At 66.1% G+C, this 21375-nt stretch carries 20 protein-coding genes and 1 tRNA gene; 16 read left to right on the forward strand and 5 right to left on the reverse strand.

Features of this window, described 5'->3' with window-relative positions; all coding sequences use genetic code 11:
* Positions 1 to 10: 10 nt before the first annotated feature.
* The 5 genes from NKJ04_RS08725 to NKJ04_RS08745 are packed head-to-tail and all read left to right on the forward strand — an operon-like array spanning position 11 to position 7395.
* Complete coding sequence (locus NKJ04_RS08725) at positions 11 to 3733, forward strand: cobaltochelatase subunit CobN (protein ID WP_352674368.1); 3723 nt, start codon at positions 11 to 13, stop codon at positions 3731 to 3733.
* Entirely contained in the window at positions 3730 to 5244 is a 1515-nt protein-coding gene (gene cobG, locus NKJ04_RS08730; RefSeq protein WP_352674370.1) for a precorrin-3B synthase, read from the forward strand. The genes NKJ04_RS08725 and cobG overlap by 4 nt, the downstream gene beginning before the upstream one ends.
* A 2-nt stretch (positions 5245 to 5246) precedes the next feature.
* Positions 5247 to 5879 carry a precorrin-8X methylmutase gene (locus NKJ04_RS08735; protein WP_352674371.1) on the forward strand — a complete coding sequence of 211 codons (633 nt, stop codon included), beginning with the start codon at positions 5247 to 5249 and terminating at the stop codon, positions 5877 to 5879.
* On the forward strand, positions 5876 to 6634 hold the full coding sequence (locus NKJ04_RS08740; RefSeq protein ID WP_352674373.1) for a precorrin-2 C(20)-methyltransferase: 759 nt from the start codon (positions 5876 to 5878) through the stop codon (positions 6632 to 6634). The genes NKJ04_RS08735 and NKJ04_RS08740 overlap by 4 nt, the downstream gene beginning before the upstream one ends.
* Positions 6631 to 7395 carry a precorrin-3B C(17)-methyltransferase gene (locus NKJ04_RS08745; RefSeq protein ID WP_352674375.1) on the forward strand — a complete coding sequence of 255 codons (765 nt, stop codon included), beginning with the start codon at positions 6631 to 6633 and terminating at the stop codon, positions 7393 to 7395. The genes NKJ04_RS08740 and NKJ04_RS08745 overlap by 4 nt, the downstream gene beginning before the upstream one ends.
* On the opposite strand, the gene NKJ04_RS08750 is transcribed toward NKJ04_RS08745, so the two are convergent.
* On the reverse strand, positions 7359 to 8120 hold the full coding sequence (locus NKJ04_RS08750; protein ID WP_023812399.1) for a cobalt-precorrin-6A reductase: 762 nt from the start codon (positions 8118 to 8120) through the stop codon (positions 7359 to 7361). The genes NKJ04_RS08745 and NKJ04_RS08750 overlap by 37 nt on opposite strands.
* Position 8121: 1 nt before the next feature.
* On the opposite strand from NKJ04_RS08750, the gene cbiE reads away from it, so the two are divergent.
* Genes cbiE through cobT form a run of 7 tightly spaced genes read left to right on the forward strand, consistent with a single transcriptional unit; the run spans position 8122 to position 14460 of the window.
* Complete coding sequence (gene cbiE, locus NKJ04_RS08755; protein WP_128304429.1) at positions 8122 to 9351, forward strand: precorrin-6y C5,15-methyltransferase (decarboxylating) subunit CbiE; 1230 nt, start codon at positions 8122 to 8124, stop codon at positions 9349 to 9351.
* The gene (locus NKJ04_RS08760) at positions 9348 to 9734 is read left to right on the forward strand and encodes a cobalamin biosynthesis protein (protein WP_128304430.1); all 387 of its coding nucleotides are present in this window, start codon (positions 9348 to 9350) and stop codon (positions 9732 to 9734) included. The genes cbiE and NKJ04_RS08760 overlap by 4 nt, the downstream gene beginning before the upstream one ends.
* The gene (gene cobM, locus NKJ04_RS08765; protein ID WP_128304431.1) at positions 9731 to 10495 is read left to right on the forward strand and encodes a precorrin-4 C(11)-methyltransferase; all 765 of its coding nucleotides are present in this window, start codon (positions 9731 to 9733) and stop codon (positions 10493 to 10495) included. Before NKJ04_RS08760 ends, cobM begins: the two co-directional genes overlap by 4 nt.
* Positions 10492 to 11310, forward strand: coding sequence for a uroporphyrinogen-III C-methyltransferase (gene cobA, locus NKJ04_RS08770; RefSeq protein WP_128304432.1), 819 nt, complete (start codon positions 10492 to 10494; stop codon positions 11308 to 11310). Before cobM ends, cobA begins: the two co-directional genes overlap by 4 nt.
* Positions 11307 to 12620 carry a cobyrinic acid a,c-diamide synthase CobB gene (locus NKJ04_RS08775; RefSeq protein WP_128304433.1) on the forward strand — a complete coding sequence of 438 codons (1314 nt, stop codon included), beginning with the start codon at positions 11307 to 11309 and terminating at the stop codon, positions 12618 to 12620. Before cobA ends, NKJ04_RS08775 begins: the two co-directional genes overlap by 4 nt.
* Positions 12621 to 12623: 3 nt before the next feature.
* Positions 12624 to 13400 carry an adenosylcobinamide-GDP ribazoletransferase gene (locus NKJ04_RS08780; protein ID WP_128304434.1) on the forward strand — a complete coding sequence of 259 codons (777 nt, stop codon included), beginning with the start codon at positions 12624 to 12626 and terminating at the stop codon, positions 13398 to 13400.
* A gap of 49 nt (positions 13401 to 13449) precedes the next feature.
* Positions 13450 to 14460: a nicotinate-nucleotide--dimethylbenzimidazole phosphoribosyltransferase gene (cobT, locus tag NKJ04_RS08785; RefSeq protein ID WP_128304435.1), complete on the forward strand. Its 1011-nt coding sequence runs from the start codon at positions 13450 to 13452 to the stop codon at positions 14458 to 14460.
* 253 nt (positions 14461 to 14713) lie between these two features.
* On the opposite strand, the gene NKJ04_RS08790 is transcribed toward cobT, so the two are convergent.
* Positions 14714 to 14789: transfer RNA gene (locus NKJ04_RS08790), tRNA-Lys, on the reverse strand.
* Positions 14790 to 14895: 106 nt separating this feature from the next.
* Positions 14896 to 15804 carry a PhzF family phenazine biosynthesis protein gene (locus NKJ04_RS08795; RefSeq protein ID WP_128304436.1) on the reverse strand — a complete coding sequence of 303 codons (909 nt, stop codon included), beginning with the start codon at positions 15802 to 15804 and terminating at the stop codon, positions 14896 to 14898.
* Between the two features lie 101 nt (positions 15805 to 15905).
* On the opposite strand from NKJ04_RS08795, the gene NKJ04_RS08800 reads away from it, so the two are divergent.
* The 4 genes from NKJ04_RS08800 (at position 15906) to NKJ04_RS08815 (ending at position 19503) form a co-directional block, all read left to right on the forward strand.
* Positions 15906 to 17198, forward strand: a complete 1293-nt coding sequence (locus NKJ04_RS08800) for an efflux RND transporter periplasmic adaptor subunit (protein ID WP_352612404.1) — start codon at positions 15906 to 15908, stop codon at positions 17196 to 17198.
* A gap of 4 nt (positions 17199 to 17202) precedes the next feature.
* Entirely contained in the window at positions 17203 to 17913 is a 711-nt protein-coding gene (locus NKJ04_RS08805) for an ABC transporter ATP-binding protein (RefSeq protein ID WP_352674377.1), read from the forward strand.
* Positions 17910 to 19127, forward strand: coding sequence for an ABC transporter permease (locus NKJ04_RS08810; protein ID WP_352674379.1), 1218 nt, complete (start codon positions 17910 to 17912; stop codon positions 19125 to 19127). The genes NKJ04_RS08805 and NKJ04_RS08810 overlap by 4 nt, the downstream gene beginning before the upstream one ends.
* 133 nt (positions 19128 to 19260) lie before the next feature.
* The gene (locus NKJ04_RS08815; RefSeq protein WP_352674381.1) at positions 19261 to 19503 is read left to right on the forward strand and encodes a hypothetical protein; all 243 of its coding nucleotides are present in this window, start codon (positions 19261 to 19263) and stop codon (positions 19501 to 19503) included.
* Here the strand turns inward: NKJ04_RS08815 and NKJ04_RS08820 are convergent.
* Positions 19500 to 20216 carry a hypothetical protein gene (locus tag NKJ04_RS08820; RefSeq protein WP_352674382.1) on the reverse strand — a complete coding sequence of 239 codons (717 nt, stop codon included), beginning with the start codon at positions 20214 to 20216 and terminating at the stop codon, positions 19500 to 19502. The genes NKJ04_RS08815 and NKJ04_RS08820 overlap by 4 nt on opposite strands.
* A 23-nt stretch (positions 20217 to 20239) precedes the next feature.
* On the reverse strand, positions 20240 to 21355 hold the full coding sequence (locus tag NKJ04_RS08825; RefSeq protein ID WP_352674384.1) for an endonuclease/exonuclease/phosphatase family protein: 1116 nt from the start codon (positions 21353 to 21355) through the stop codon (positions 20240 to 20242).
* Between the last annotated feature and the right edge of the window lie 20 nt (positions 21356 to 21375).

Raw genomic sequence — 21375 nt, forward strand, 5'->3', positions numbered from 1 at the left:
ACGGGTTGCGATGCACATCCTCACCACGACATCCGCCTCGCTCGACGACCTCGCCGAGCCGGTCGATCTGCGGCAGACGCCGGCGGATATCGTGGCCCTGTCCTTCACCGACAGCGACCTCGCCGGACTGGCGGCAGCCTGGAAGGCCGATGCCGGCCGCCTGCCCTCGATGCGGCTGGCTGCCCTGCGTGACCTGCGCCATCCCATGTCCGTCGACCTCTGGGTCGACAGCGTCACCCGCCACGCCAAGGTCATCCTCGTGCGCCTCCTCGGCGGCTACGACTGGTGGCGCTACGGCTGCGACCAGCTTGCCTCGACCGCTCGCGCACACGGCATAAAGCTGGCGCTGCTGCCCGGCGAATGCCGCGACGAGGATCTGCGCCTGATCGAAGCCTCGACGCTGCCGCGCCAGGAGCTCGATGGCCTGCTCGACTATTTCCGCGAGGGCGGCCCGGCGAATATGAGCGCGCTGGTGCGGAGGCTGGCGCGACTGGCTGGATCGGATGCGGACGTAGCAGAGCCGGTTCCAGTGCCGAAAGCCGGGTTTTATGAGCCAGGACTTGGGGTCGTTGGTGATCCTTCACACCCCCCTCTGTCCTGCCGGACATCTCCCCCGCAAGGGGGGAGATCGGACTTCATCAAAGCCGGCTCTTTTCCCGTTTCATTAGAAGCTGACGCGTCCGCAACCTCGACAATTGGCGAAATCTCCAATGACAGCGCAATCTCCCCCCTTGCGGGGGAGATGTCCGGCAGGACAGAGGGGGGTGTGAAGGAACTCGACGCTGACAACGTCAACGCTCCTATCATCCCCATCCTGTTCTATCGCTCGATGCTATTGGCCGCCGATGTCGCGCCCATCGATGCGCTTTTCGAAGCGCTCCGCCAGCGCGGCATCAAGCCGGTTCCCATCTTCGTCTCCAGCCTCAAGGACCCCGCATCCCTGGCCTTCGTGGAAACAGCACTCGCCTCGCTGAAACCCGCCGCCATCATCACCGCGACCGCTTTCGCGTCCGGCGCCGAACCCGGCAATGAGACCCTGTTCGACCGCGCCGGCATGCCGGTCTTCCAGGTCATCGTCGCCACCACCCGCCACGATGTCTGGGAGACCAACCAGCGCGGCCTGGCGCCCGCCGACCTTGCCATGCATGTCGTGCTGCCCGAACTCGACGGCCGCATCCTGGCCGGCGCCATTTCCTTTAAGGGTGAGAGCGAGACCGATCCAGCACTTGGCCACCGCGCCTTTGCCAACCGGCCGGAACCGGATCGTGTGGCGCAAGTGGCTGACCGCGTCGCGGCCTTTATCAAGTTGCAAGAGACGCCCCGCGCCGAGCGCAAGCTAGCCATCCTGATCCCGGATTATCCGAGCGCGCCCGGCCGCACCGGCTACGCCGTGGGTTTGGATGTCCCGTCCAGCGTGCTGGCCATGCTGCAGGACCTCAGCGAACAGGGCTATGTCGTTGAGGGGATTCCGCAAACGCCGCGTGAGTTGCTGGCGCGACTGGGCCAGGGCGGGCATGGCTTGGCCTTGAGGGATTATGTGGAGTTCTCGAAGGCACTGCCGTCTGCAGCAATTGCTGCCGTAGATGCAGCTTGGAAGGCTGAATATGAGATAGGTTTGTGCGAGGCACCCCCCTCTGTCCTGCCGGACATCTCCCCCGCAAGGAGGGAGATCGGCAGTTCCGCCATCGGCGCTCATTCTGCGACGTTCGTAGCTGGCGAAAGCGGCAATGAGAGCTCAATCTCCCCCCTTGCGGGGGAGATGTCCGGCAGGACAGAGGGGGGTGCTCAAGCGCCAACCGCCGCCCACTTCCCCTTCCGCGCCGCCACCTTCGGCAACATCACCGTAGCCCTCGCCCCAGACCGCGGCCGCTCCGTCGACCGCCGCGCCGACTACCACGACCCGACGCTGCCGCCGCGCCATGCGCTGATCGCCTTCGGCCTGTGGCTGCGCAAGTCGCTCGGCGTCCACGCGCTTGTCCATGTCGGCGCGCATGGCACGCTGGAGTGGCTGCCGGGCAAGACCGTTGCGCTTTCGGAGAACTGCTTTCCCGAGATCGTCACCGGCGCCTTGCCCGTCATCTATCCCTTCATCGTCTCCAACCCAGGCGAAGCGGCGCAGGCCAAGCGCCGCATCGCCGCCGTCACCCTTGGCCATCTGCCGCCGCCGCTGACCGGCGCCGGGCTCGACGAAAACCAACACAAGCTCGAGCGGCTGGTCGATGAATATGCCCAGGCCGACGGACTCGACCGTCGCCGCCGCGACCGGTTGGCAGAGCTGATCGTCGACACCGCGCAAAAGACCGGTCTCGCCTCCGAAGCCGGCGTCGCCACGACCGACGCACCCGACGAAGCGTTGCGCCGCATCGACGCCTGGCTCTGTGACCTCAAGGATTTTGCCATCAAGGACGGGCTGCATATCTACGGCCGCGCTCCGGAGGATGAGCCCGACGCCATGCGGCGACAAAGTGCTGAAGCCGAGAAAGCGGCGCTGCTCGCGGCGCTCGATGGCCGCCACGTCAAGGCCGGCCCGGCCGGCGCGCCCGCGCGGGGTCGCTCGGACGTTCTGCCCACCGGCCGCAACCTGTTCACCTCGGACCCGCGCACCATACCGACGCCGACCGCCTACGATCTGGGCAAGGCAGCGGCGGAGGAAGTCGTGCGCGGCTACATGCAGTCGCATGGCGACTGGCCGCGCTCGCTGGTCATCGATCTCTGGGGCTCGGCATCGCTGCGCACCGGCGGCGAGGAGATCGCGCAAGGCCTGGCGCTGATGGGCTGCCGACCGCAATGGGATTCGGCGACCGGCCGCATCACCGGCATCGAGGTGCTACCGCCGGCCGCGCTCGGCCGCCCGCGCGTCGATGTCACCTGGCGCATATCCGGCCTTTTTCGCGACATGTTCCCGACCCAGATCGCGCTGATCGATGCCGCCGCCAACGCGGTAGCCGCCCGCGACGAGGACGATACGGAAAACCCGCTCGCGGCCAAAACCCGTGCCGATGGCAAGCTCAGCCCGCGCATCTTCGGCACCTCGCCCGGCACCTATGGCGCCGGCGTCGAGGATATCTTGTCCTCCGGCAACTGGGCCGCGCGCGAAGAAATCGGCCGCGCCTATCTCGACGCCACCTCGCACGCCTATGGCGGCGCAGAAGGAGAAGGCATCTCGGCGCCCGGCGCCTTCGAAGGCCGCATCGCCGAAGCCGATCTTCTCGTCCACACCGGCGACGACCCCGCCCGCGACATCCTCGAGGGCTCCGCCGACGTCGCCTTCATCGGCGGCTTTTCGGCCGCCTTGGCAACGCTCGGCAGGAATGCCGACGTCATCGTGCTCGACACCACGGACCCGCAAAAGCCGAAGCCGCGCTCGGTCAGCGAAGCCGTATCGCGGGTGGTGCGCGCCCGCGCCGTCAATCCTCGCTTCATAACGGGACAAATGCGCCACGGCCCGCGTGGCGCCTCCGAATTTGCCGAAACCGTCGACCGGCTGGTCGGCTTCGCCGAAACCACGCATGCCATATCGGGCACGCTGATCGAGGCGGTTCATGACGCCTATCTCGGCGATCCACTGGTCCGCGCCTTCATCCTGCGCGAGAACCCCGCCGCTGCCAAAGTCATCGCCGAGCGCTTCCTGTCGGCGCGACGGCGTGGCCTCTGGCATCCCCTGCGCAATTCCATCGACGACGACTTGACGGCCATGATTGCCGAGGCCGAGGCGCTTGGGGTGGCGGCATGAACGCCTTCTCGCGCCGCGGCGCCTGCCCGGCTTTGTCGGCGCCAATGCAAACCGGCGACGGGCTTTTGGTGCGGCTCAACCCGGTCGCTGGAGGCCCATCTTCTGGAGGATTGTCGCCGAAGCTTTTGATCGGGTTAGCCGAATCCGCCTTGCGGCACGGTAACGGCATCATGGAAGTCACCGCGCGCGGCAGTTTACAGATACGTGGGCTGACGGGGGAAAGCGCGGCGCTGCTGGGGACGGAGGTCGATGCGCTTGATATCGCGGTGCGCACCGGCGTGCCGGTCGAGACCGGGCCGCTGGCCGGCATCGACCCGCAAGAGATTGCCGATCCCCGGCCGCTGGCGGAGCGGATCAGGGCGGCAATTGAAGAGGCTGGGCTGACGCAACGGCTCGGGCCGAAGGTTTCGGTGATTGTCGATGGTGGCGGGCAGCTTGGGTTGGATGCGGTCACGGCCGATGTGAGGCTGAAGGCGGTGCGGGCCAGCGCTGGCGTGCTGTGGGCTGTGTCTGTTTCAGGTGACGGCCAAAGCGCGAGGCCGCTTGCGACGGTCGATGACGATCTAGCGCGCGATATTGCCGTTGCGGTGCTCAGGATGATTGCCGAGAAGAGTCGGGAGGCCCATGCGAGGGATTTGACGGAGCGCCAATTGGTCTCTCTCGCAGGTTGGCACTCCGTCACACCCCCCTCTGTCCTGCCGGACATCTCCCCCGCAAGGGGGGAGATTGAGCCGTCATCGGCGCTTTCGCCAATTGCCGACGTCACGCCCACCGCCGAGGTGGCAGGACGAGTGCCGGCGCTGGAACTGCCGATCTCCCCCCTTGCGGGGGAGATGTCCGGCAGGACAGAGGGGGGTGTGCAGGATCGCCGACCCATCGGTCTTTTCCCTTTGAGCGGCCACGCCATGGCCCTCGGCATCGCCCTCCCCTACGGCAGCATGCCGGCCGACAAACTCATCGCCCTCGCTCAACACGCCCTCACCCTCGGCACGTCAGAAATCCGCCTAGCCCCAGGCCGCGTCTTGCTTTTCCTAGGTCAGCCACCGGCCGCCAACTCATCGCTCCAACACACCGCCACCGCCCTCGGCTTCGTCACCGCCCCCACCGACCCGCGCACGCGCATAGCCGCTTGCCCCGGCACACCAGCCTGCGCCTCCGGCCGCATCGCCACGCGCGACATTGCCGAGACGATTGCCGCTGAAACTGCCGACATCCCAGACCTCACCCTGCACATTTCCGGATGCGCCAAGGGCTGCGCCCACCCCGGCCCGGCGGCCCTGACGATAGTCGGCGGCGAAAACGGAGCCGGACTTGTCGTGAACGCGACGGCAAAGGCCCTTCCTGCGGGCTACAGGCCGGGCTATGACGCCGCGCGCGGCATCAGCCACGTCGCGGCAATGATCCGCAGCACACGATATCAAGGCGAAACCGCCGCCGCTTGCCTGGCAAGGCTCGGACCGGCCGGTGTCGCCGAGGCTTACCGACAGGCCCAAACTGAAAAACGGAAATGAGCATGGCCGCCTACGACTATATCCATGACGGCACGGCGATCTACGAGCGCTCCTTCGCCATTATCCGCGCCGAGGCCGATCTGTCGCGCTTCTCCGAGGCCGAGGCCGATGTCGCCATCCGCATGATCCATGCCTGCGGCCAGGTCGAAGCTTCAAGTCATTTTGTGTTCTCCACGGATTTGGTTGCCGCTGCCCGCACCGCTTTGGCGGCGGGCGCGCCGATTTTCTGCGACGCGGAAATGGTCTCGCATGGCGTCACTCGCGCCAGGCTGCCGGCCGGCAACGAGGTGATCTGCACCTTGCGCGATCCGCGCACGCACGACATCGCTGGGCAAATCGGCAACACCCGTTCGGCCGCCGCGATCGACCTTTGGGGCGAACGCTTGGCGGGGTCGGTGGTCGCCATCGGCAATGCGCCGACCGCGCTGTTCTATCTATTGGAAAAACTGCGCGACGGCGCGCCGAAGCCTGCGGCCATCATCGGCATGCCGGTCGGCTTCGTCGGCGCTGCCGAATCGAAGGACGCGCTGGCCGAGAATTCCTATGGCGTTCCCTACGCCATCGTGCGCGGACGGCTCGGCGGCAGCGCCATGACCGCCGCAGCGCTCAATTCACTGGCGAGGCCCGGCCTGTGAGCGCCCTTCTCAAAGGCCGTCTCGTCGGCGTCGGCACCGGTCCCGGCGACCCCGAACTGCTGACCCTGAAAGCCGCGCGCGCCTTGGCGGAAGCCGATGTCGTGGCCTATTTCGCCAAGCGCGGCAACAACAGCAACGCGCGCGCCATTGTCGAAGCGCGGTTCCGGCCCGAAATGACGGAATTGCCGCTGCTCTATCCCGTCACCACCGAAATCGACAAGGATCACGACGACTACCGGTCGCAGATCACGGCTTTCTATGAGGAGTCGGCCGAGAGGGTCGCCGAGCACCTCGAAGCCGGCAGGATGGTTGCCGTGCTGTCCGAGGGCGACCCGCTTTTCTACGGCTCCTACATGCATCTGCATGTGCGGCTCGCCCATCGCTTCCCGACCGAAGTCATTCCCGGAATCACCGCCATGTCCGGCTGCTGGTCGCAGACTGGTGTTCCTATCGTCCAAGGCGACGATGTGCTGACGGTGCTGCCCGGCACGATGAGCGAGTTCGAGCTGACGCGCCGGCTGGCTGACACCGATGCCGCCGTCATCATGAAGGTCGGCCGTAACCTGCCCAAGATCAGGCGGGCGCTGGAGGCTACGGCCAAGCTGTCGCGCGCCGTCTATGTCGAGCGCGGCACCATGGCCGGCAGCGTGTCGATGAAGCTGGCCGACAAGCCGGACGACAAGGCGCCCTATTTCGCCATCGTGCTGGTCGCCGGCTGGTCCGGCCGCCCCGGCGCCGTGGGAGCGCAAGTATGAGCGGCCGTCTCACTGTCATCGGCCTTGGGCCCGGCAATGCCGATCAAGTCACTCCGGAAGCCAGCCGCGCCGTCGCCGAGGCCAGATTCTTTTACGGCTACAAACCCTATCTCGACCGGCTGGAACTGCGCCAGGACCAGACCCGCGTCGCTTCCGACAATCGCGAGGAACTCGCCCGCTCCAAGGACGCACTGGTCAAAGCCGCCGAGGGCCACGACGTCGCGGTGGTTTCCGGTGGCGATCCCGGCGTGTTCGCGATGGCGGCGGCCGTCTGCGAGGCGATGGAGGCCGGACCGGCCGAATGGCGCGCGGTCGATGTCGCTGTGGTGCCCGGCATCACCGCCATGCTGGCGGTCGCCGCCCGCATCGGCGCGCCGCTTGGCCATGATTTCTGCGCCATCTCGCTGTCCGACAATCTCAAGCCGTGGGAGCTGATCGAATTGCGTCTGCTGGCGGCGGCCGGCGCCGGCTTCGTCATCGCGCTCTACAACCCGATCAGCAAGGCACGCCCCTGGCAGCTCGGCCGCGCCTTCGAATGCCTCACCGCGATCCTGCCAGGCACCACGCCAGTGATTTTCGGCCGCGCCGCCGGCCGCCCGGACGAGCGCATCGAGGTCTACCTGCTGGCAGACGTCGACGCGCAAAAGGCCGACATGGCGACCTGCATCATCATCGGCTCGCCGGAAACCCGCATCATCAAGCGCGCTGAGAAGCCGGCGCTGGTTTACACGCCGCGTTCGTCCACGGGACGGACAAAATGATCGATCATCGCGGCGAGTTGTTCGACGGTTTCAGCCGAAGCAACATCCGGCAAAGCCGGCCTGCGGATCATGACCAGCTCAATCCCAAGCGCCCGCGCCGCAACGATCTTGCCATAAGTCGCCGCGCCGCCGCTGTTCTTGGACACGATGACATCGATGCGATACTTTTCGAGCAGCGCGCGTTCCTCCGCCTCACGAAACGGGCCACGGGCCAGAAGATAGCTCGCATCCGGCACGGCAAGCTTGGGCTCGATCGCGTCGACGCTGCGGACGAGATAATGATGCTGGGGCGCAGCTTCGAAAGCAGCGACCTCTTGCCGGCCCAGCGCCAGGAAAACACGGCGCGGCGCCGGTCCAAGCGCTCGCGCGGCATCGCCGGATGTATTGACCTCAGTCCAGCGGTCGCCTTCGACAGGCTCCCAGCCGGGGCGTCGCAGGGCAAGGATCGGCAAACTGGCAATGCGCGCCGCTTGCGCGGCATTGGCGGAGATTTGCACCGCATAGGGATGCGTGGCGTCGATCAGCAGGTCGGTGCCCGTCTCCCGCAGATAGGCGGCCAGCCCATCGGCACCGCCAAAGCCTCCGCTTCGCACCGGCACGCCTTGCGCGACCGGGCTTTCAGTGCGGCCAGCCAGCGACAGCGTGACCGAGGCTCGCGCCGCCAGTTTTCCGGCCAGTTGCCGGGCTTCGGTGGTGCCGCCGAGGATCAGAATGCGGTGGGTCATCATGCCTGCTAGGGGTCAATCGAGCGCCGCCTGGCTCACAATCGTCGGCATCGGCGAGGACGGTTTAGCGGGTCTCGGCGACGAGGCCAAGCAGCGGATTGCCCAGGCGGAGATCATCTTGGGCGGCAAGCGGCACCTGGCGCTGGTCGCCTCCTTCGCCAAGGGTGAGGCTCGCACCTGGCCGGTTCCGTTCGATGCTGAGATGCGAGACGTACTCGCCCTTGTAGGCAGGAACGTCTGCGTGCTCGCTTCCGGCGATCCGTTCTTCCACGGCGTCGGCGCCACCCTCGCCCGCAAGGTCAAGCCGCAGGAGATGCATGTCATCCCCGCACCGTCGGCCGTTTCGCTGGCGGCCGCGCGCCTTGGCTGGGCGCTGCAGGACATCGAGACCGTCTCGCTGCACGGCCGGCCGCTCGATCTGATCCGGCCGCTGCTGCAGCCAGGCGCGCGCATTTTGGCACTGACGTCGGATAGCGATGCGCCGGCGGCAATAGCGCGCCTGCTCACCGAACTCGACTTCGGCGCCTCACGACTGACGATCCTGGAGGCGTTGGGAGGGCCAAGCGAGAGCCAGCGCTCGACCCGCGCCGATGCCTTCGATCTCGAAAACATCCATCCGCTCAACGTGTTGGCGGTCGAAATTGACTCGGGTCCGGATGCGCGCGTCCTGCCGCTCACATCAGGCCTTGCCGATCATCTGTTCGACCATGACGGCCAGATCACCAAACGCGAGATCCGCGCCGTCACCCTGTCGGCGCTGGCGCCGCGGCGCGGCGAATTGCTGTGGGACATCGGCGCCGGCTCCGGTTCTATCGGCATCGAATGGATGCTGGCCCATCCTTCGATGCGCACCATAGCCATCGAGGCCGATCCGATCCGCGCCGCCCGCATTGGCCGCAACGCGGCCGCCTGCGGCGTTCCCGGCCTTGTCGTGGTGGAAGGCAGCGCCCCCAAGGCGCTTGCCAGGCTGGATACGCCGGACGCGATCTTCATCGGCGGCGGCGGCAGCGATGCCGGTGTCTTGAACGCTGCCATCAAAGCGCTGCGCACTGGCGGCCGTCTTGTGGCCAATGCGGTGACGCTGGAGATGGAAGCCTTGCTTCTCGCCCGCCATGTCTCGCTTGGCGGCGATCTCACCCGCATCGCCATCTCTCGCGCGTCGCCGGTCGGCGCGATGCAGGCATGGCGGCCAGCCATGCCAGTCACGCAATGGAGCTGGGTGAAGCCATGATGGTCGCGGGTATTGGCAGCCGAAAAGGGGTGAGCGTCGAGGACGTGCTTGCGGCGGTCGAAACCGCTGTAGAAGCGCATGGGCTTGCGATGACGGCGCTTTCGGCACTGGCGACGACCGAGTTCAAGAAGGATGAAGAAGCGATCTCTGCCGCTGGCCGCGTGCTGAATCTTCCGGTCATCGTCGTCGATGATGCAGCACTTCAGGCCGTCTCGTCGGACACGCTCAGCCATTCCGAGCTCTCGCAAGAACTCGCCGGCACCCCATCGGTTTCCGAGGCATCCGCCCTTGCCGTCGCCGGCAAAGGCGCCAGACTGCTCGGGCCCCGTACGGTGCTCGGCCCGGTCACTTGCGCCATCGCCATCAGCGGAGATGCGCCATGACCGTCCATTTCATCGGCGCCGGCCCGGGTGCCGCCGACCTCATCACGTTACGCGGCGCGAGGCTGCTGGCAAGCTGCCCGGTCTGCCTCCATGCCGGCTCGATCGTAGCGCCCGAATTGTTGCAGCACTGCGCGCCGGGAACAAGACTGATCGACACCGCACCTATGTCGCTCGACGAGATCGAGGCCGAGTATGTCGCGGCGCACAAGGTTGGCCACGATGTCGCCCGCCTGCATTCCGGCGACCTGTCTGTATGGAGCGCCGTGGCCGAGCAGATCCGCCGGTTGGAAAGGCATGGCATTCCCTACACGCTGACGCCCGGCGTCCCCTCCTTCGCCGCTGCTGCCGCCGCATTGCGCCGCGAACTGACCATTCCCGAGATCGCGCAAAGCCTGGTGCTGACCCGCATTTCCGGGCGCGCATCGAAAATGCCGCCCGGCGAAACGCTCGCCGGCTTCGGCCGCACCGGCGCCACGCTCGCTATTCATCTTGCCATCCACGCCATCGATCGCGTCGTCGCCGAGTTGACCCCACACTATGGCGGCGATTGCCCGGTGGCGATCGTCTTCCGCGCCTCCTGGCCGGACGAACGCGTGCTGACCGGCACGCTGGCGACCATCGAAGCGTTGCTGGCCGCCGATCCGATGGAGCGCACGGCGATCATCTTTGTCGGCCGCTCGCTGGCGGCGGAAGGTTTTGGCGAGAGTTCATTGTACGACGCCCACTATCAGCGGCGTTTTCGCGGACGGGACGGATTGTGAGCGGCAGCACCAAAAAAACCGGCGAAAACGCCACGCTCGAAAAAGCCTTGTCCCGGCTGAATTTCAAGCCGCGACGGCTGGAACCGGGCCATGTCTGGCTGGCCGGCGCGGGTCCCGGCGACCCTGGCTGCCTGACCCTGGAAGTGCTGGCTGCGTTGGCCGAGGCGGACGCCTTGGTCTACGACGCGCTGGTCTCTCCCGATGTCGTCGCCGTTGCCGAAAGCGCAGAGCTGTTCTTTGCCGGCAAGCGCGGCGGAAAACCGTCGATGAAACAGGACGATATCACCGCTTTGCTGGTGCGGCTGGCGCGCGACGGCCGCCGCGTCGTCAGGCTGAAGGGCGGCGACCCCTATATTTTCGGCCGCGGCGGCGAAGAAGCTTTGGCGCTGGTGCGCGAAAACATTCCGTTCCGCGTCCTTCCCGGCCTGACATCGGGCCTCAGCGCACTGGCCACCACCGGCATCCCGGCCACCATGCGCGGCATCAACAAGGCGGTGATCCTGGCCACCGGCCATGCCGCCGGCACCGATGACGATATCGACTGGGCGGCGATCGCCCGCACCGGCCAGCCTGTCGTCGTCTATATGGGCATGGCCAATCTGCCGCTGATATCAGCCGCACTGCTCGATGGCGGGCTGGCGCCGTCGACGCCGGCGGCGGTGATCGTCGCCGCGACGACGCCGCAGGAGCGGACCGTCGTCGCAACGCTCGCCACCATTGCCGAGCAAGCGGCCGCCGCCGGTCTTGCCTCGCCGGCGCTGATCGTCGTCGGCGGCATCGTTGCAATGCGCGCGGCACTGGCAGGGCAAGCATGACGGCCCGCGCCATCATCATCGGCGCGCCGCGCTCCGGCTCGGGCAAGACCAGCGTCACCATCGGCATCCTGCGCGCGCTAACCCGGCGAGGGCTGAAGGTGCGGGGCGCCAAATCCGGCCCAGATTATATCGACCCCGGCTTCCACACCGCCGCCACGGGCCTGTCTGGCGTCAACCTCGACAGTTGGGCAATGCCGCCCTCGCTGCTCAACGCGCTCGCCGCGCAGGCCGCCGACGACACCGATTTTGTCATCCTCGAAAGCGCCATGGGGCTGTTCGACGGCATTCCGGCCTCGCCGGGCCGCACCGGTTCGGCGGCCGATCTGGCGCGGCTCTACGGCCTGCCCGTGCTGCTGGTGCTCGACGTTTCCGGCCAGTCGACCACCGCAGCAGCCGTCGCCAAGGGTTTTGCCACCTATGATCCGGATGTGCGCATGGCCGGCGTCGTGCTCAACCGGCTGGGCAGTGAGCGCCACCGCAAGCTGTGCAGCGAGGCCATCGAGGCGATCGGCCTGCCGGTCGTCGGCGCCATCCTGCGCGATCCCACGCTCAATTTGCCCGAGCGCCACCTCGGCCTCGTCCAGGCCGGCGAGTATGACGACCTGATGACGCATCTCGACCGGCTGGCCGACATGGCGGAAAAGTCGCTCGACCTCGATGCGATCATGGCCCTGGCGACACCCCTCACCCCGGCACATGGCGGCTTCGACGACGCGCTGGCGCCGCCCGGCCAGCGCATCGCACTGGCCGAGGATGCCGCCTTCACCTTCCTCTATCCACATGTCGCCGCCTACTGGCGCAAGGCGGGTGCCGAAATCGTCCCGTTCTCGCCGCTCGCCAACGAAGCGCCCGACGAGACCTGCGATGTTTGCTGGCTGCCCGGCGGCTATCCCGAGCTTCACGCCGGCCGCCTCGCCGCCGCCGCGACTTTCCGCGCCGGGATGACCCGTTTCGCCGCGACAAAGCCCATCCATGGCGAGTGCGGTGGCTTCATGGTGCTGGGCGGAGCGCTGGAGGACGCGTCAGGCGAAACGCATGCCATGCTCGGCCTGCTCGGCCATTCCACCAGCTTCGCCAAACGCAAGATGAATCTCGGTTATCGCGAGGCTCGGTTGCGCGCCGATTGCCCGCTGGGCTCACAAGGCGCGCTGATCCGAGGCCACGAATTCCACTATGCGCAGATGACGGCCACCGGCAATGACGAGCCGCTGGCCGACCTCGCCGACGGGCAGGGCAACCCGATCGGCGCCTCGGGCTACCGGCGCGGCCATGTCAGCGGCACCTTCTTCCATGCGATTGCGAGGGGCTAAAGCATGAAGTTCAAGAATCTGGCTCTTTCACCGCGGCAGGTCGTCGACGACATCGCGCTTTGCCTGGTCTTCTTCACCAGTCTGCCGCTGCCCGTCTTCGATTTTCGCGGCCGCAGTCTTGCCGCCGCGATCTGGGCAGCCCCCATTGCCGGACTTGTCGTCGGCCTGATCGGCGCCATCGTCTTCGCCACGGCGGAACGGTTTGGCCTGGCCATGGGGCCAGCGGCCGCACTTGCGCTTGTGGCAACCGTGCTCACCACCGGCTGCCTGCATGAGGACGGGCTATCCGACGTCGCCGACGGCTTTGGCGGCGGCAAATCACGCGGCCGCAAACTCGAGATCATGCGCGACAGCCGCATCGGCGCCTATGGTGCGGCGGCGCTGGGCCTGTCGCTGCTGATCCGCTGGAGCGCGCTGTCGGAACTCGTCGACCCTACACAGGCCCTGTTCGCCCTCCTGGCCGCGCACGCGGCCTCGCGCGGCCTGCTTGGCGCTTTCATGCATCTGCTGCCTCCAGCGCGCGTCGACGGCCTCTCGGCCGATGCCGGCACCGTCTCGCAGGAAACCGCCATGGCCGGCGCCGTGCTCGGCGCGATCCCGCTGCTCCTGCTCGGATTGGGCGGCGCCGTCTTCGCGCTGATCCTGCTTGGCCTGCTGTTTGCCGCTTTCCGCGCCCTTTGCCTCAACCAGATCGATGGCCAGACCGGCGACACGATCGGAGCCTTGCAGCAGGCAAGCGAGATCGCGGTGCTGCTCGTCGCTTCCGTAGCGCTTTCCTGATCCTTGGCCTGATCCCTTGGCCTGATTCCTTTTCGGAGACTTTGCCCCCATGCCCTTCAAATCGCTTAGTGAATTGCGCGCCGCCTGCCTCGACCTGCCGGCCGGCAGCGATGCCGCGGCCAATGCGGTCGTCCGCCGCCAAGACACGCTGACCAAGCCGCAAGGCAGCCTTGGCCGGCTGGAGACGATCGCCGCGTGGTTGGCACGCTGGCAGGGCCGCGACATGCCAAAACTCGACCGCGTCAAGGTTTTCGTCTTCGCCGGCAACCATGGCGTCACCGCGCAAGGCGTTTCGGCCTATCCTTCGGAGGTCACCGTGCAGATGGTGGCGAATTTCGCCGGCGGCGGTGCCGCCATCAACCAGCTTGCCCGCATGGCCGGCGCCGAACTCGACGTCATTCCGCTCGATCTCGACCATCCCACCGGCGATTTCACCCAAGTGCCGGCGATGGACGAGAAGTCGTTCCTCGCCGCCGTGTCGGCCGGCTACGACGCGGTGACAAAAGACCTCGACCTCGTCTGCTTCGGCGAAATGGGCATCGGCAACACCACGCCTGCAGCCGCCATTTCAGCCGCCTTGTTCGGCGGCGGTGCTGAAAAATGGACCGGGCGCGGCACCGGTGTCGACGACGCCGGCCTCAAGCGCAAGGTGGTCGCCATCGAAGCCGGCCTGGAGCGCCACGCCGCCGCCCTTGCCGATCCGCTTGCTATCGCTGCCACGCTCGGCGGCCGCGAACTCGCCGCCATCTTCGGCGCCACGCTGGCCGCCCGCCATGTGGGCATACCCGTGCTGCTCGACGGCTTCGTCTGCACCGCCGCCGCGGCCCCGCTGGCCAGACTGCACCCGACCGGCCTCGCCCACACAATTGCCGCGCACGTTTCGGCAGAATCCGGCCACCGTGGCCTGCTCGAAGCCCTCGGCCTGCCGCCGCTGCTCGATCTCGGCATGCGGCTCGGCGAAGGCTCCGGCGCGTGCCTCGCCGTCAACATCGTCCGCTCGGCGCTGGAATGCCATGCCCGCATGGCAAGTTTTGCAGAAGCGGGTGTTTCGGAGAAGTAGGTATCCAACCCCCGTATCGACCGACAAAGAAGCCGTTGTTACGACAAAGGAAGCATCTTCCGGCATCGGCGATTCTCAACCGGGGAAAAGAGCATTGCTTTTCGATTCGGCCGGTTTCTGAGCCGCATTTTTCAACGCGGCTGAATCGCCACGAGATCCGGATAGCGGTTGAAGAATCACGGCCAGACGCATGCTCGAGACGCGTCAAACGCGTCTCGTTTTCAGGGTCTTTCCACCAACTCTTCTAGAAATTTGGTGGGTGCGCACAGGATTGAACTGTGGACCCGCTGATTAAGAGTCAGCTGCTCTACCAACTGAGCTACGCACCCACTCGGCCGGCAAAAACCGGCGTTGGCGGGCATATAGCCGCCACCATCGGTCCTGTCCAGCCCTGCCGGAATCATTTCCCGACAAATCGACCGAGCATGCGTTCAATCAGATGAACAGCTTGCCCTCCGCCACCTTGATCGCGTTGCCGCCAATGCGCGCCGAGGCCAGTTTTCCGCCTTGCACGGTCAGTTCGAGGCGGATGCGCGATGGCCGGCCCATCTCCAGCCCCTGCTCGATCCACAGCTGCGAAATGCCGTCGGTCGGCGCGTCGAAATGCATGATGGCGCCGGCAAAGGCCGCAGCCGCCGAGCCGGTCGCCGGATCCTCGTAGGAAGGCGTGCCGGGCACGATCATGCGGACATGGAAGGCGCTTTCGTGGTTCACCGTTTCGCGGCAGTAGACATAGGGACTGGCGAAGGCCCACTCGCTCTTGCGCGGCGCCAGTTCCGACCAGGCCTGGTTGTCCAGCCGGATCCGGCCCGCCGCTTCGAGATTGGCAACCGGAATGGTGACGTAGGGCACGCCCGCCGACCAGAACGCGACGCGGTGATTCTCGAAGCCGATCTCGTGCGGCGTCAACCCAAGCGCCGCACAGATCGCCTCCGGATCGGCCTCGAGCTTCAGCGGCTCCGGCAGCTTCGCCAGGTCGAACTCGGCAAAGGTGTTGCCGTCATGCTTGCTGACGGCGCACCGCACCGGGCCGATGTTTTCTTCCAGCACGAAGATGCCGGCGCCGCCCTCTTCCGCCAGTTCGGCCAGCGCGATCGCCGCACCCACCGTCGGATGGCCGGCGAACGGCATTTCATAGTCGGGCGTGAAGATGCGGATGCGATTTTTATGCTTGGGATTGTCCGGCGGCAGCACGAAAACCGATTCCGACAGGTTGAATTCGCGCGCGATGGCCTGCATCGCGGCCGTGTCCAATCCCTTGCTGTCCAGCACGACGGCCAAGGGATTGCCGGCCAGTCGCTCGGTCGTAAACACATCGTAAAGCAAGTAATTCCGGGTTTTCATTCCTGCCTCAATCCCAACATGGGCGAAATTTAATTTGATATTTGAACCAGTAAGCCTGATCTGTGCACAGATAGGGACACTACGCATTATAGGGGTCCAGCGTGGACCAGATTGTCAATCTGCCAAACACGGAATCGGATTCCGCCATCGAGACAGCGCTTGGGCTCGACCAGAGGGGGCGGCGCAAGTCGCGCCGGCGCGGCTGGCTCTATGCGCTGCTGGCGCTGATCGTGCTCGTCGCCGGGCTTGGTGCCTATCAGTGGTATGCCGGCTCGCCGGCCAGGATTGACTACACCACAGTGCCTGCCGCCAAGGCTGATCTCACCGTCGCGGTGTCGGCAACCGGCACGCTGCAGCCGCTCACCCAGGTCGACATTTCAAGCGAACTGTCCGGCATCATCCGCTCGGTCTCGGCCGAGGAGAACCAGCAGGTCAAGAAGGGTGACGTGCTGGCGACACTCGACACCGTGAAACTCGAGGTCCAGATCGAGCGCGCCGAAGCTTCGGCCAAGGCCGCCGCCGCCAATGTCGAGGACGCCACGGTTACGCTGACCGAAAACGAGAAGGCGCTGGTGCGCGCCGCCGAACTGACCAGGCGCGGCATGGCGACCGACCAGTCGCTTGAAGCAGCAACCGCCACGCGCGACCGTTCCAAGGCAGCGCTCGACAGTGCGCAAGCCAACCTCGCCATCGCCCAGGCCGACCTCAAGGCGCAGCAGACCGACCTTGCCAAGAGCACCATCTATGCGCCGATCGACGGCATCGTACTGACGCGCTCGGTCGATCCCGGCCAGACGGTTGCCTCTTCGCTCCAGGCGCCGGTGCTGTTCATCATCGCCGCCGATCTCAGGAACATGGAACTGGTGGCGGCGGTCGACGAGGCCGACATCGGCGCGGTCAAGCGCGGACAGCATGCCCGCTTCACAGTCGATGCCTTCCCCGAGCGGCCGTTCGATGCCGAGATCCGCGACATCTCCTATGCCTCCGTCACCACCGACGGCGTCGTCACCTACAATGCACGGCTCGAGGTCGACAACAACGAGTTGTTGCTGCGGCCCGGCATGACCGCCACCGTTTCGGTCGTCACCAAGCAGGCCAAGGGCGTGCTCACCGTACCTGCCACCGCCTTCCGCTATCGCCCGGCGCAGCAGGCCGCCCGCGGCTGGAGCCTGAGCGACCTGTTCACCGGCCGCATGGGGCGCCCCGGCGGCAACCGCCAGCGCCAGGCCGCCACAGTGCCCACCGACGGCTCGCGCACGCTCTACGTGCTGGAGAATGGGCGTCCGCACCCAGTCAACGTCAAGATCGGCTCCACCGACGGCGAACTGACCGAGATCATCTCTGGCCTGGATGAAGGCGCTCAAATCATCACCGCGTCGCAGCAGCGGAGCTGATGCCGTGGCTGCGGGCGCGACCCTCATCACCTTCGACAAGGTCTGGAAGAGCTACGGCCAGGGCGAGGCCAAGGTGCATGCGCTGGCCGGCGTCGATCTTGCCATCCGGCGTGGCGAATTCGTCGCCATCATGGGTCCGTCCGGCTCCGGCAAGTCGACGGCGATGAACATCATCGGCTGCCTCGACACGCCGACGGCCGGAACCTATTCTTTCATGGGCATCGACGCCGGCCGCCTCGACCGCAACCGCCGCGCCATGCTGCGCAACCTTTATGTCGGCTTCGTCTTCCAGGGCTACAATCTGCTGGCCCGCACCACGGCAGCCGAAAATGTCGAACTGCCGCTGATCTATCGCGGTGTTGCCGCGCGAGAGCGCCGAGACCTGGCCATGCAGGCCTTGGCGCAGGTCGGCCTTGTCGGCCGCGAGCACCACACGCCGGCCGAACTGTCCGGCGGCCAGCAGCAACGCGTGGCGATCGCGCGCGCCATCGTCACGCGCCCGACACTCCTCGTCGCCGACGAGCCGACCGGCAATCTCGACACCGCACGCACGCACGAGATCATGGAGCTGCTGACCCGGCTCAACACCGAGCTCGGCCTGACCGTCGCCATGGTCACGCATGAGGCCGACGTCGCCGACTATGCCGAACGAACCATCCGCTTCCTTGACGGTCATGTCGCCTCCGACACAATGAAGCTGGAGACGGCACAATGATCTGGGAAACCGTCCGCCTCTCGCTCCGCTCGATCCGCCGCAACGTGCTGCGCTCGTTCCTGACCTTGCTCGGCATCGTCATCGGCGTTGCCGCCGTCATTGCCATGCTCACCATTGGCTCGGGCACCACCGAGAAGGTCAAGGCCGATATCTCCAAGCTCGGCAGCAATCTGCTTGTCGTCCGCTCAGGCCGCCCCGCGGGTCCAGGTGGCCCTGGGGGGCTCGACCAGGTTGTGCGTCCGCTGGCCGAAAAGGATCTGACGGCGCTGGTGGCGCATCTGACTGGCGCCCGCGCGATTTCACCGGCCTCGCAAAAGCAGGTTCGGGTCATCTTCGGCACCGAGAGCCTGACCTCGGGCGTCACTGGCACCGACAGCGCCTATCTCGATGCGCGCGACTGGAAGCTGGTGTCGGGTCGCCCGTTCAGCGATTCCGAAACCCGCTCGGGCACCGGCGTGTGCCTGATCGGCGAGACCGTGCGCCAGCAGTTCTTCGGCGCCGGCGATCCCGAGGGCGAGATCATCCGCGTCAACCGCACCTCCTGCAAGATCATCGGCCTGCTCGAGCCCAAGGGCTATACCGGCTTCGGCCAGGACCAGGACAATGTCGTGCTGATGCCGCTGCATGCCTACCAGCGCCGCATCGCCGGCAACCGCGACATCGACAACATCTACATCGCCGCCGACGACCGCACGCCGACCAGCGAGTTGCAGCCCCGCGTCGAGGACATTTTGCGAGACGCGCGCCGCATCACGCCCGACCGCGAGAGCGATTTCGCCATCCGCGACATGACCCAGATCGCCGACGCCATGGCCAGCGCCACAACCACCATGACCGGCATGCTGGGCGCCGTCGCCGGCGTCAGCCTGCTGGTCGGCGGCATCGGCATCATGAACATCATGCTGGTGTCGGTCACCGAACGCACACGCGAGATCGGCATCAGGCTGGCCATCGGCGCGCATGAAAAGCACATCCTCATCCAGTTCCTGGTCGAGGCGACGGTGCTGTCGCTGCTCGGCGGCATCATCGGCATCCTGCTCGGCCTGGCACTGGCCGGCCTCGCCGCGGTGACGCTGACCATTCCCTTTGCGCCAAGCCCGGCGGTCATCCTGCTCGCCGTCGGCTTTTCCGCGCTCATCGGCATGGTGTTCGGCTTCTTCCCTGCGCTGCGCGGCGCCAGGCTCGACCCGATCGATGCGCTAAGGCACGAATAGGGCAACCCGGCCAGAACGCGGCCGGCGCTCCGACCCGGTTTTGCACAGTCTTCGACGTTTCCACCCGGCCCGCCACTGTCCCCACACTGTTCGCGATGCTAGGGCAATTGACCTTGGGTGGAGGAATAGCGGGATGAGCAAGAAGGCGCGACTGGTCCTGGCGATGGTGGTCATCGAGGCAGGTCTTGCAGGCATCTGGTGGTATCTCGCCCGCTTCGGCATGGCCAATCCCGATCGCGTCACATCGGATTTCCAGGCAGTCGTCGGCCAGACCATGGGAATGGCGATGGGCGGCTTGCTGGGCATCGGCTTCATCCTGTTCCTCGTCGCTGCCCACAACGATCGCAAGGCGGCACAGGACAAAACGCGCCCTTAATCCATGTTTCCGAAATGCCACTCGATCAGCGGCTTCATGTGCGGCGAGAGCCCATCCGGCAGGTCGGCCGCATGGCGGATGATCACCGGCCCCTGGATCTCCGGCTCGGTCTCGGTGGCGACGAAGGCTGAGATGCGCCTGGCGATCTCGTCTGCGGGCGCCGTCTCGTGATAGCGGCGGAAGATCACCGTGCCGCTGCTGGTCGACATGGCGTGGTATCGCTTGCCGCGTTCAGCACCTGACAGGTCGAGCCCAGTTTCCTCGCGCACCTCACGCATCATGTTGAAATCGACATCGACCAGCCCATCGCGAAAATCGACCGGCTCGAACGAGCCGGCAGCGAAATAGACGCGGCCGGCATTGACTGTGTGAGGACCCATGCGGATCGCCACCAGCGCATTGTCGCCGGCCACCAGCATGGCATGGGCATAGGCATGCTCGGCGCCCGAATTCTCGCGCCGCTTCCGCCACAGCATGAACGTCGAGTAATTGACCGCATGGCAGCGGCCGACGAGACGGCTGTCGCGGTAGGCAAGTTGCGACAGCAGCACCACCATGCCGTCGAACAGCGCCGGATTGGCGGCGATTTCGTGCTGCCAGTTCTCGGCGATCGCCTCTGCATTGTCCCTTGCGAAAGGGTGCGGACCGGGATCGAGCCGGACGTCGATGTCGTCGACCGGCAGGATGACGTTGCGCGGCAGGTCGAAACTCATACCGTATCAGGCCCCAATACTGCTTACCGGACAATGTCCAGCGTGATCGCCACGGGGCAATGATCCGATGCCTTCGGCCGGTCCCAGCCGGCGCGCGGAAACCGCTCGACCTCCTGGCCGGGCGGAAAAATGGTGCGCCAGGGCTGGCCGTTGCGGATGATGTCGGGAACGGCCGTTGCGTTGCTGGCGGCGAGCCCCTTCGACAACAGAATGTAGTCGAGCTGGCACAGATGCCGCTCTTCGGGTCCTCGCGTGTGGTAGAAACTCCAGCGGTTCATCTCCGGCCGCCGCTCGACGACATTTTCGCAAAAGCCGCCTGCCGTCAGCACGTTGATGCAGGACAGGGCTTCGTCGACCACCTCGAAGCGGTAGCCGTCGATCGCATCGCCGGCCACCTTCACGCGCTGGCGATAATCATTCATGTCGCCGCATATCGCCCAATTCTTGTCGGCGGCATAGTCCTTGCCGAAGCGCTCCTCGATGATGCGGCGCACGGCCTGCGCCTCCGCGATGCGCACCGGCATCGTCGCCTCGCGCCCGTCAAGTCCGTTGCGCGGCGAGCCCATCGACTTGAAATGCACGAGATAGAGCGTCAGCGGCACGCCGCCCACGGTGACGTCGATCTCCAGGCAGTCGCGCCGGAAAATGCGCTCATTGGCCTGATTGCCCAGTACCTCGAGTTCCGGCGTGTGCAGCCCGAACTGCTCGTAGGTGACGTAGGCGTGGCTGGTCATGCGCACGAATTCGATCGGCTGGCCCTGCGCGGTCTCGTTGCGCATCATCACGGCAACGTCGATACCGCGCGAATCATTGCCCGATGTGGTGTATTTCTGCCGGTAGCCCTGCCCCACCATCTTGAACAAATAGCCGTATTCGAAGGCCTTCAGCGCTTCGATGTTGTCGACCTCCTGCATGCAGATGATGTCGGCCCGGGTGGCAGCGATTGCCAGCGCCGTCAGTTGGCGCGTGTCGTCGGACTGGGCGATGGCGCGGGCCTGCTCCAGGATCCTGTATTCCGCCTCGCTCTGGATATCGAACAGCGCCAGCGTTCGATCCTCGTTGAGCTGGTTGCGATAGCCGGAAAAATCGAACCTGTTCATCAGGTTCTCGACATTGAAGGTGGCAAGGCGCAGCGACATGCCATGACCTTTGCCCGCAA

Origin of the sequence: Mesorhizobium sp. M0618 (assembly GCF_040320765.1) — a bacterium.
Lineage (GTDB): Bacteria > Pseudomonadota > Alphaproteobacteria > Rhizobiales > Rhizobiaceae > Mesorhizobium.

What these genes read in the sequence shown, in the direction of transcription:
- NKJ04_RS08725 (WP_352674368.1), top strand. Translation starts at nt 11, where the DNA reads ATGCACATCCTCACCACGACATCCGCCTCGCTCGACGACCTCGCCGAG.
- cobG (WP_352674370.1), top strand. Translation starts at nt 3,730, where the DNA reads ATGAACGCCTTCTCGCGCCGCGGCGCCTGCCCGGCTTTGTCGGCGCCA.
- NKJ04_RS08735 (WP_352674371.1), top strand. Translation starts at nt 5,247, where the DNA reads ATGGCCGCCTACGACTATATCCATGACGGCACGGCGATCTACGAGCGC.
- NKJ04_RS08745 (WP_352674375.1), top strand. Translation starts at nt 6,631, where the DNA reads ATGAGCGGCCGTCTCACTGTCATCGGCCTTGGGCCCGGCAATGCCGAT.
- NKJ04_RS08750 (WP_023812399.1), bottom strand. Translation starts at nt 8,120, where the DNA reads ATGACCCACCGCATTCTGATCCTCGGCGGCACCACCGAAGCCCGGCAA.
- cbiE (WP_128304429.1), top strand. Translation starts at nt 8,122, where the DNA reads ATGCCTGCTAGGGGTCAATCGAGCGCCGCCTGGCTCACAATCGTCGGC.
- NKJ04_RS08760 (WP_128304430.1), top strand. Translation starts at nt 9,348, where the DNA reads ATGATGGTCGCGGGTATTGGCAGCCGAAAAGGGGTGAGCGTCGAGGAC.
- cobM (WP_128304431.1), top strand. Translation starts at nt 9,731, where the DNA reads ATGACCGTCCATTTCATCGGCGCCGGCCCGGGTGCCGCCGACCTCATC.
- NKJ04_RS08775 (WP_128304433.1), top strand. Translation starts at nt 11,307, where the DNA reads ATGACGGCCCGCGCCATCATCATCGGCGCGCCGCGCTCCGGCTCGGGC.
- NKJ04_RS08780 (WP_128304434.1), top strand. Translation starts at nt 12,624, where the DNA reads ATGAAGTTCAAGAATCTGGCTCTTTCACCGCGGCAGGTCGTCGACGAC.
- cobT (WP_128304435.1), top strand. Translation starts at nt 13,450, where the DNA reads ATGCCCTTCAAATCGCTTAGTGAATTGCGCGCCGCCTGCCTCGACCTG.
- NKJ04_RS08795 (WP_128304436.1), bottom strand. Translation starts at nt 15,804, where the DNA reads ATGAAAACCCGGAATTACTTGCTTTACGATGTGTTTACGACCGAGCGA.
- NKJ04_RS08810 (WP_352674379.1), top strand. Translation starts at nt 17,910, where the DNA reads ATGATCTGGGAAACCGTCCGCCTCTCGCTCCGCTCGATCCGCCGCAAC.
- NKJ04_RS08815 (WP_352674381.1), top strand. Translation starts at nt 19,261, where the DNA reads ATGAGCAAGAAGGCGCGACTGGTCCTGGCGATGGTGGTCATCGAGGCA.
- NKJ04_RS08820 (WP_352674382.1), bottom strand. Translation starts at nt 20,216, where the DNA reads ATGAGTTTCGACCTGCCGCGCAACGTCATCCTGCCGGTCGACGACATC.
- NKJ04_RS08825 (WP_352674384.1), bottom strand. Translation starts at nt 21,355, where the DNA reads ATGTCGCTGCGCCTTGCCACCTTCAATGTCGAGAACCTGATGAACAGG.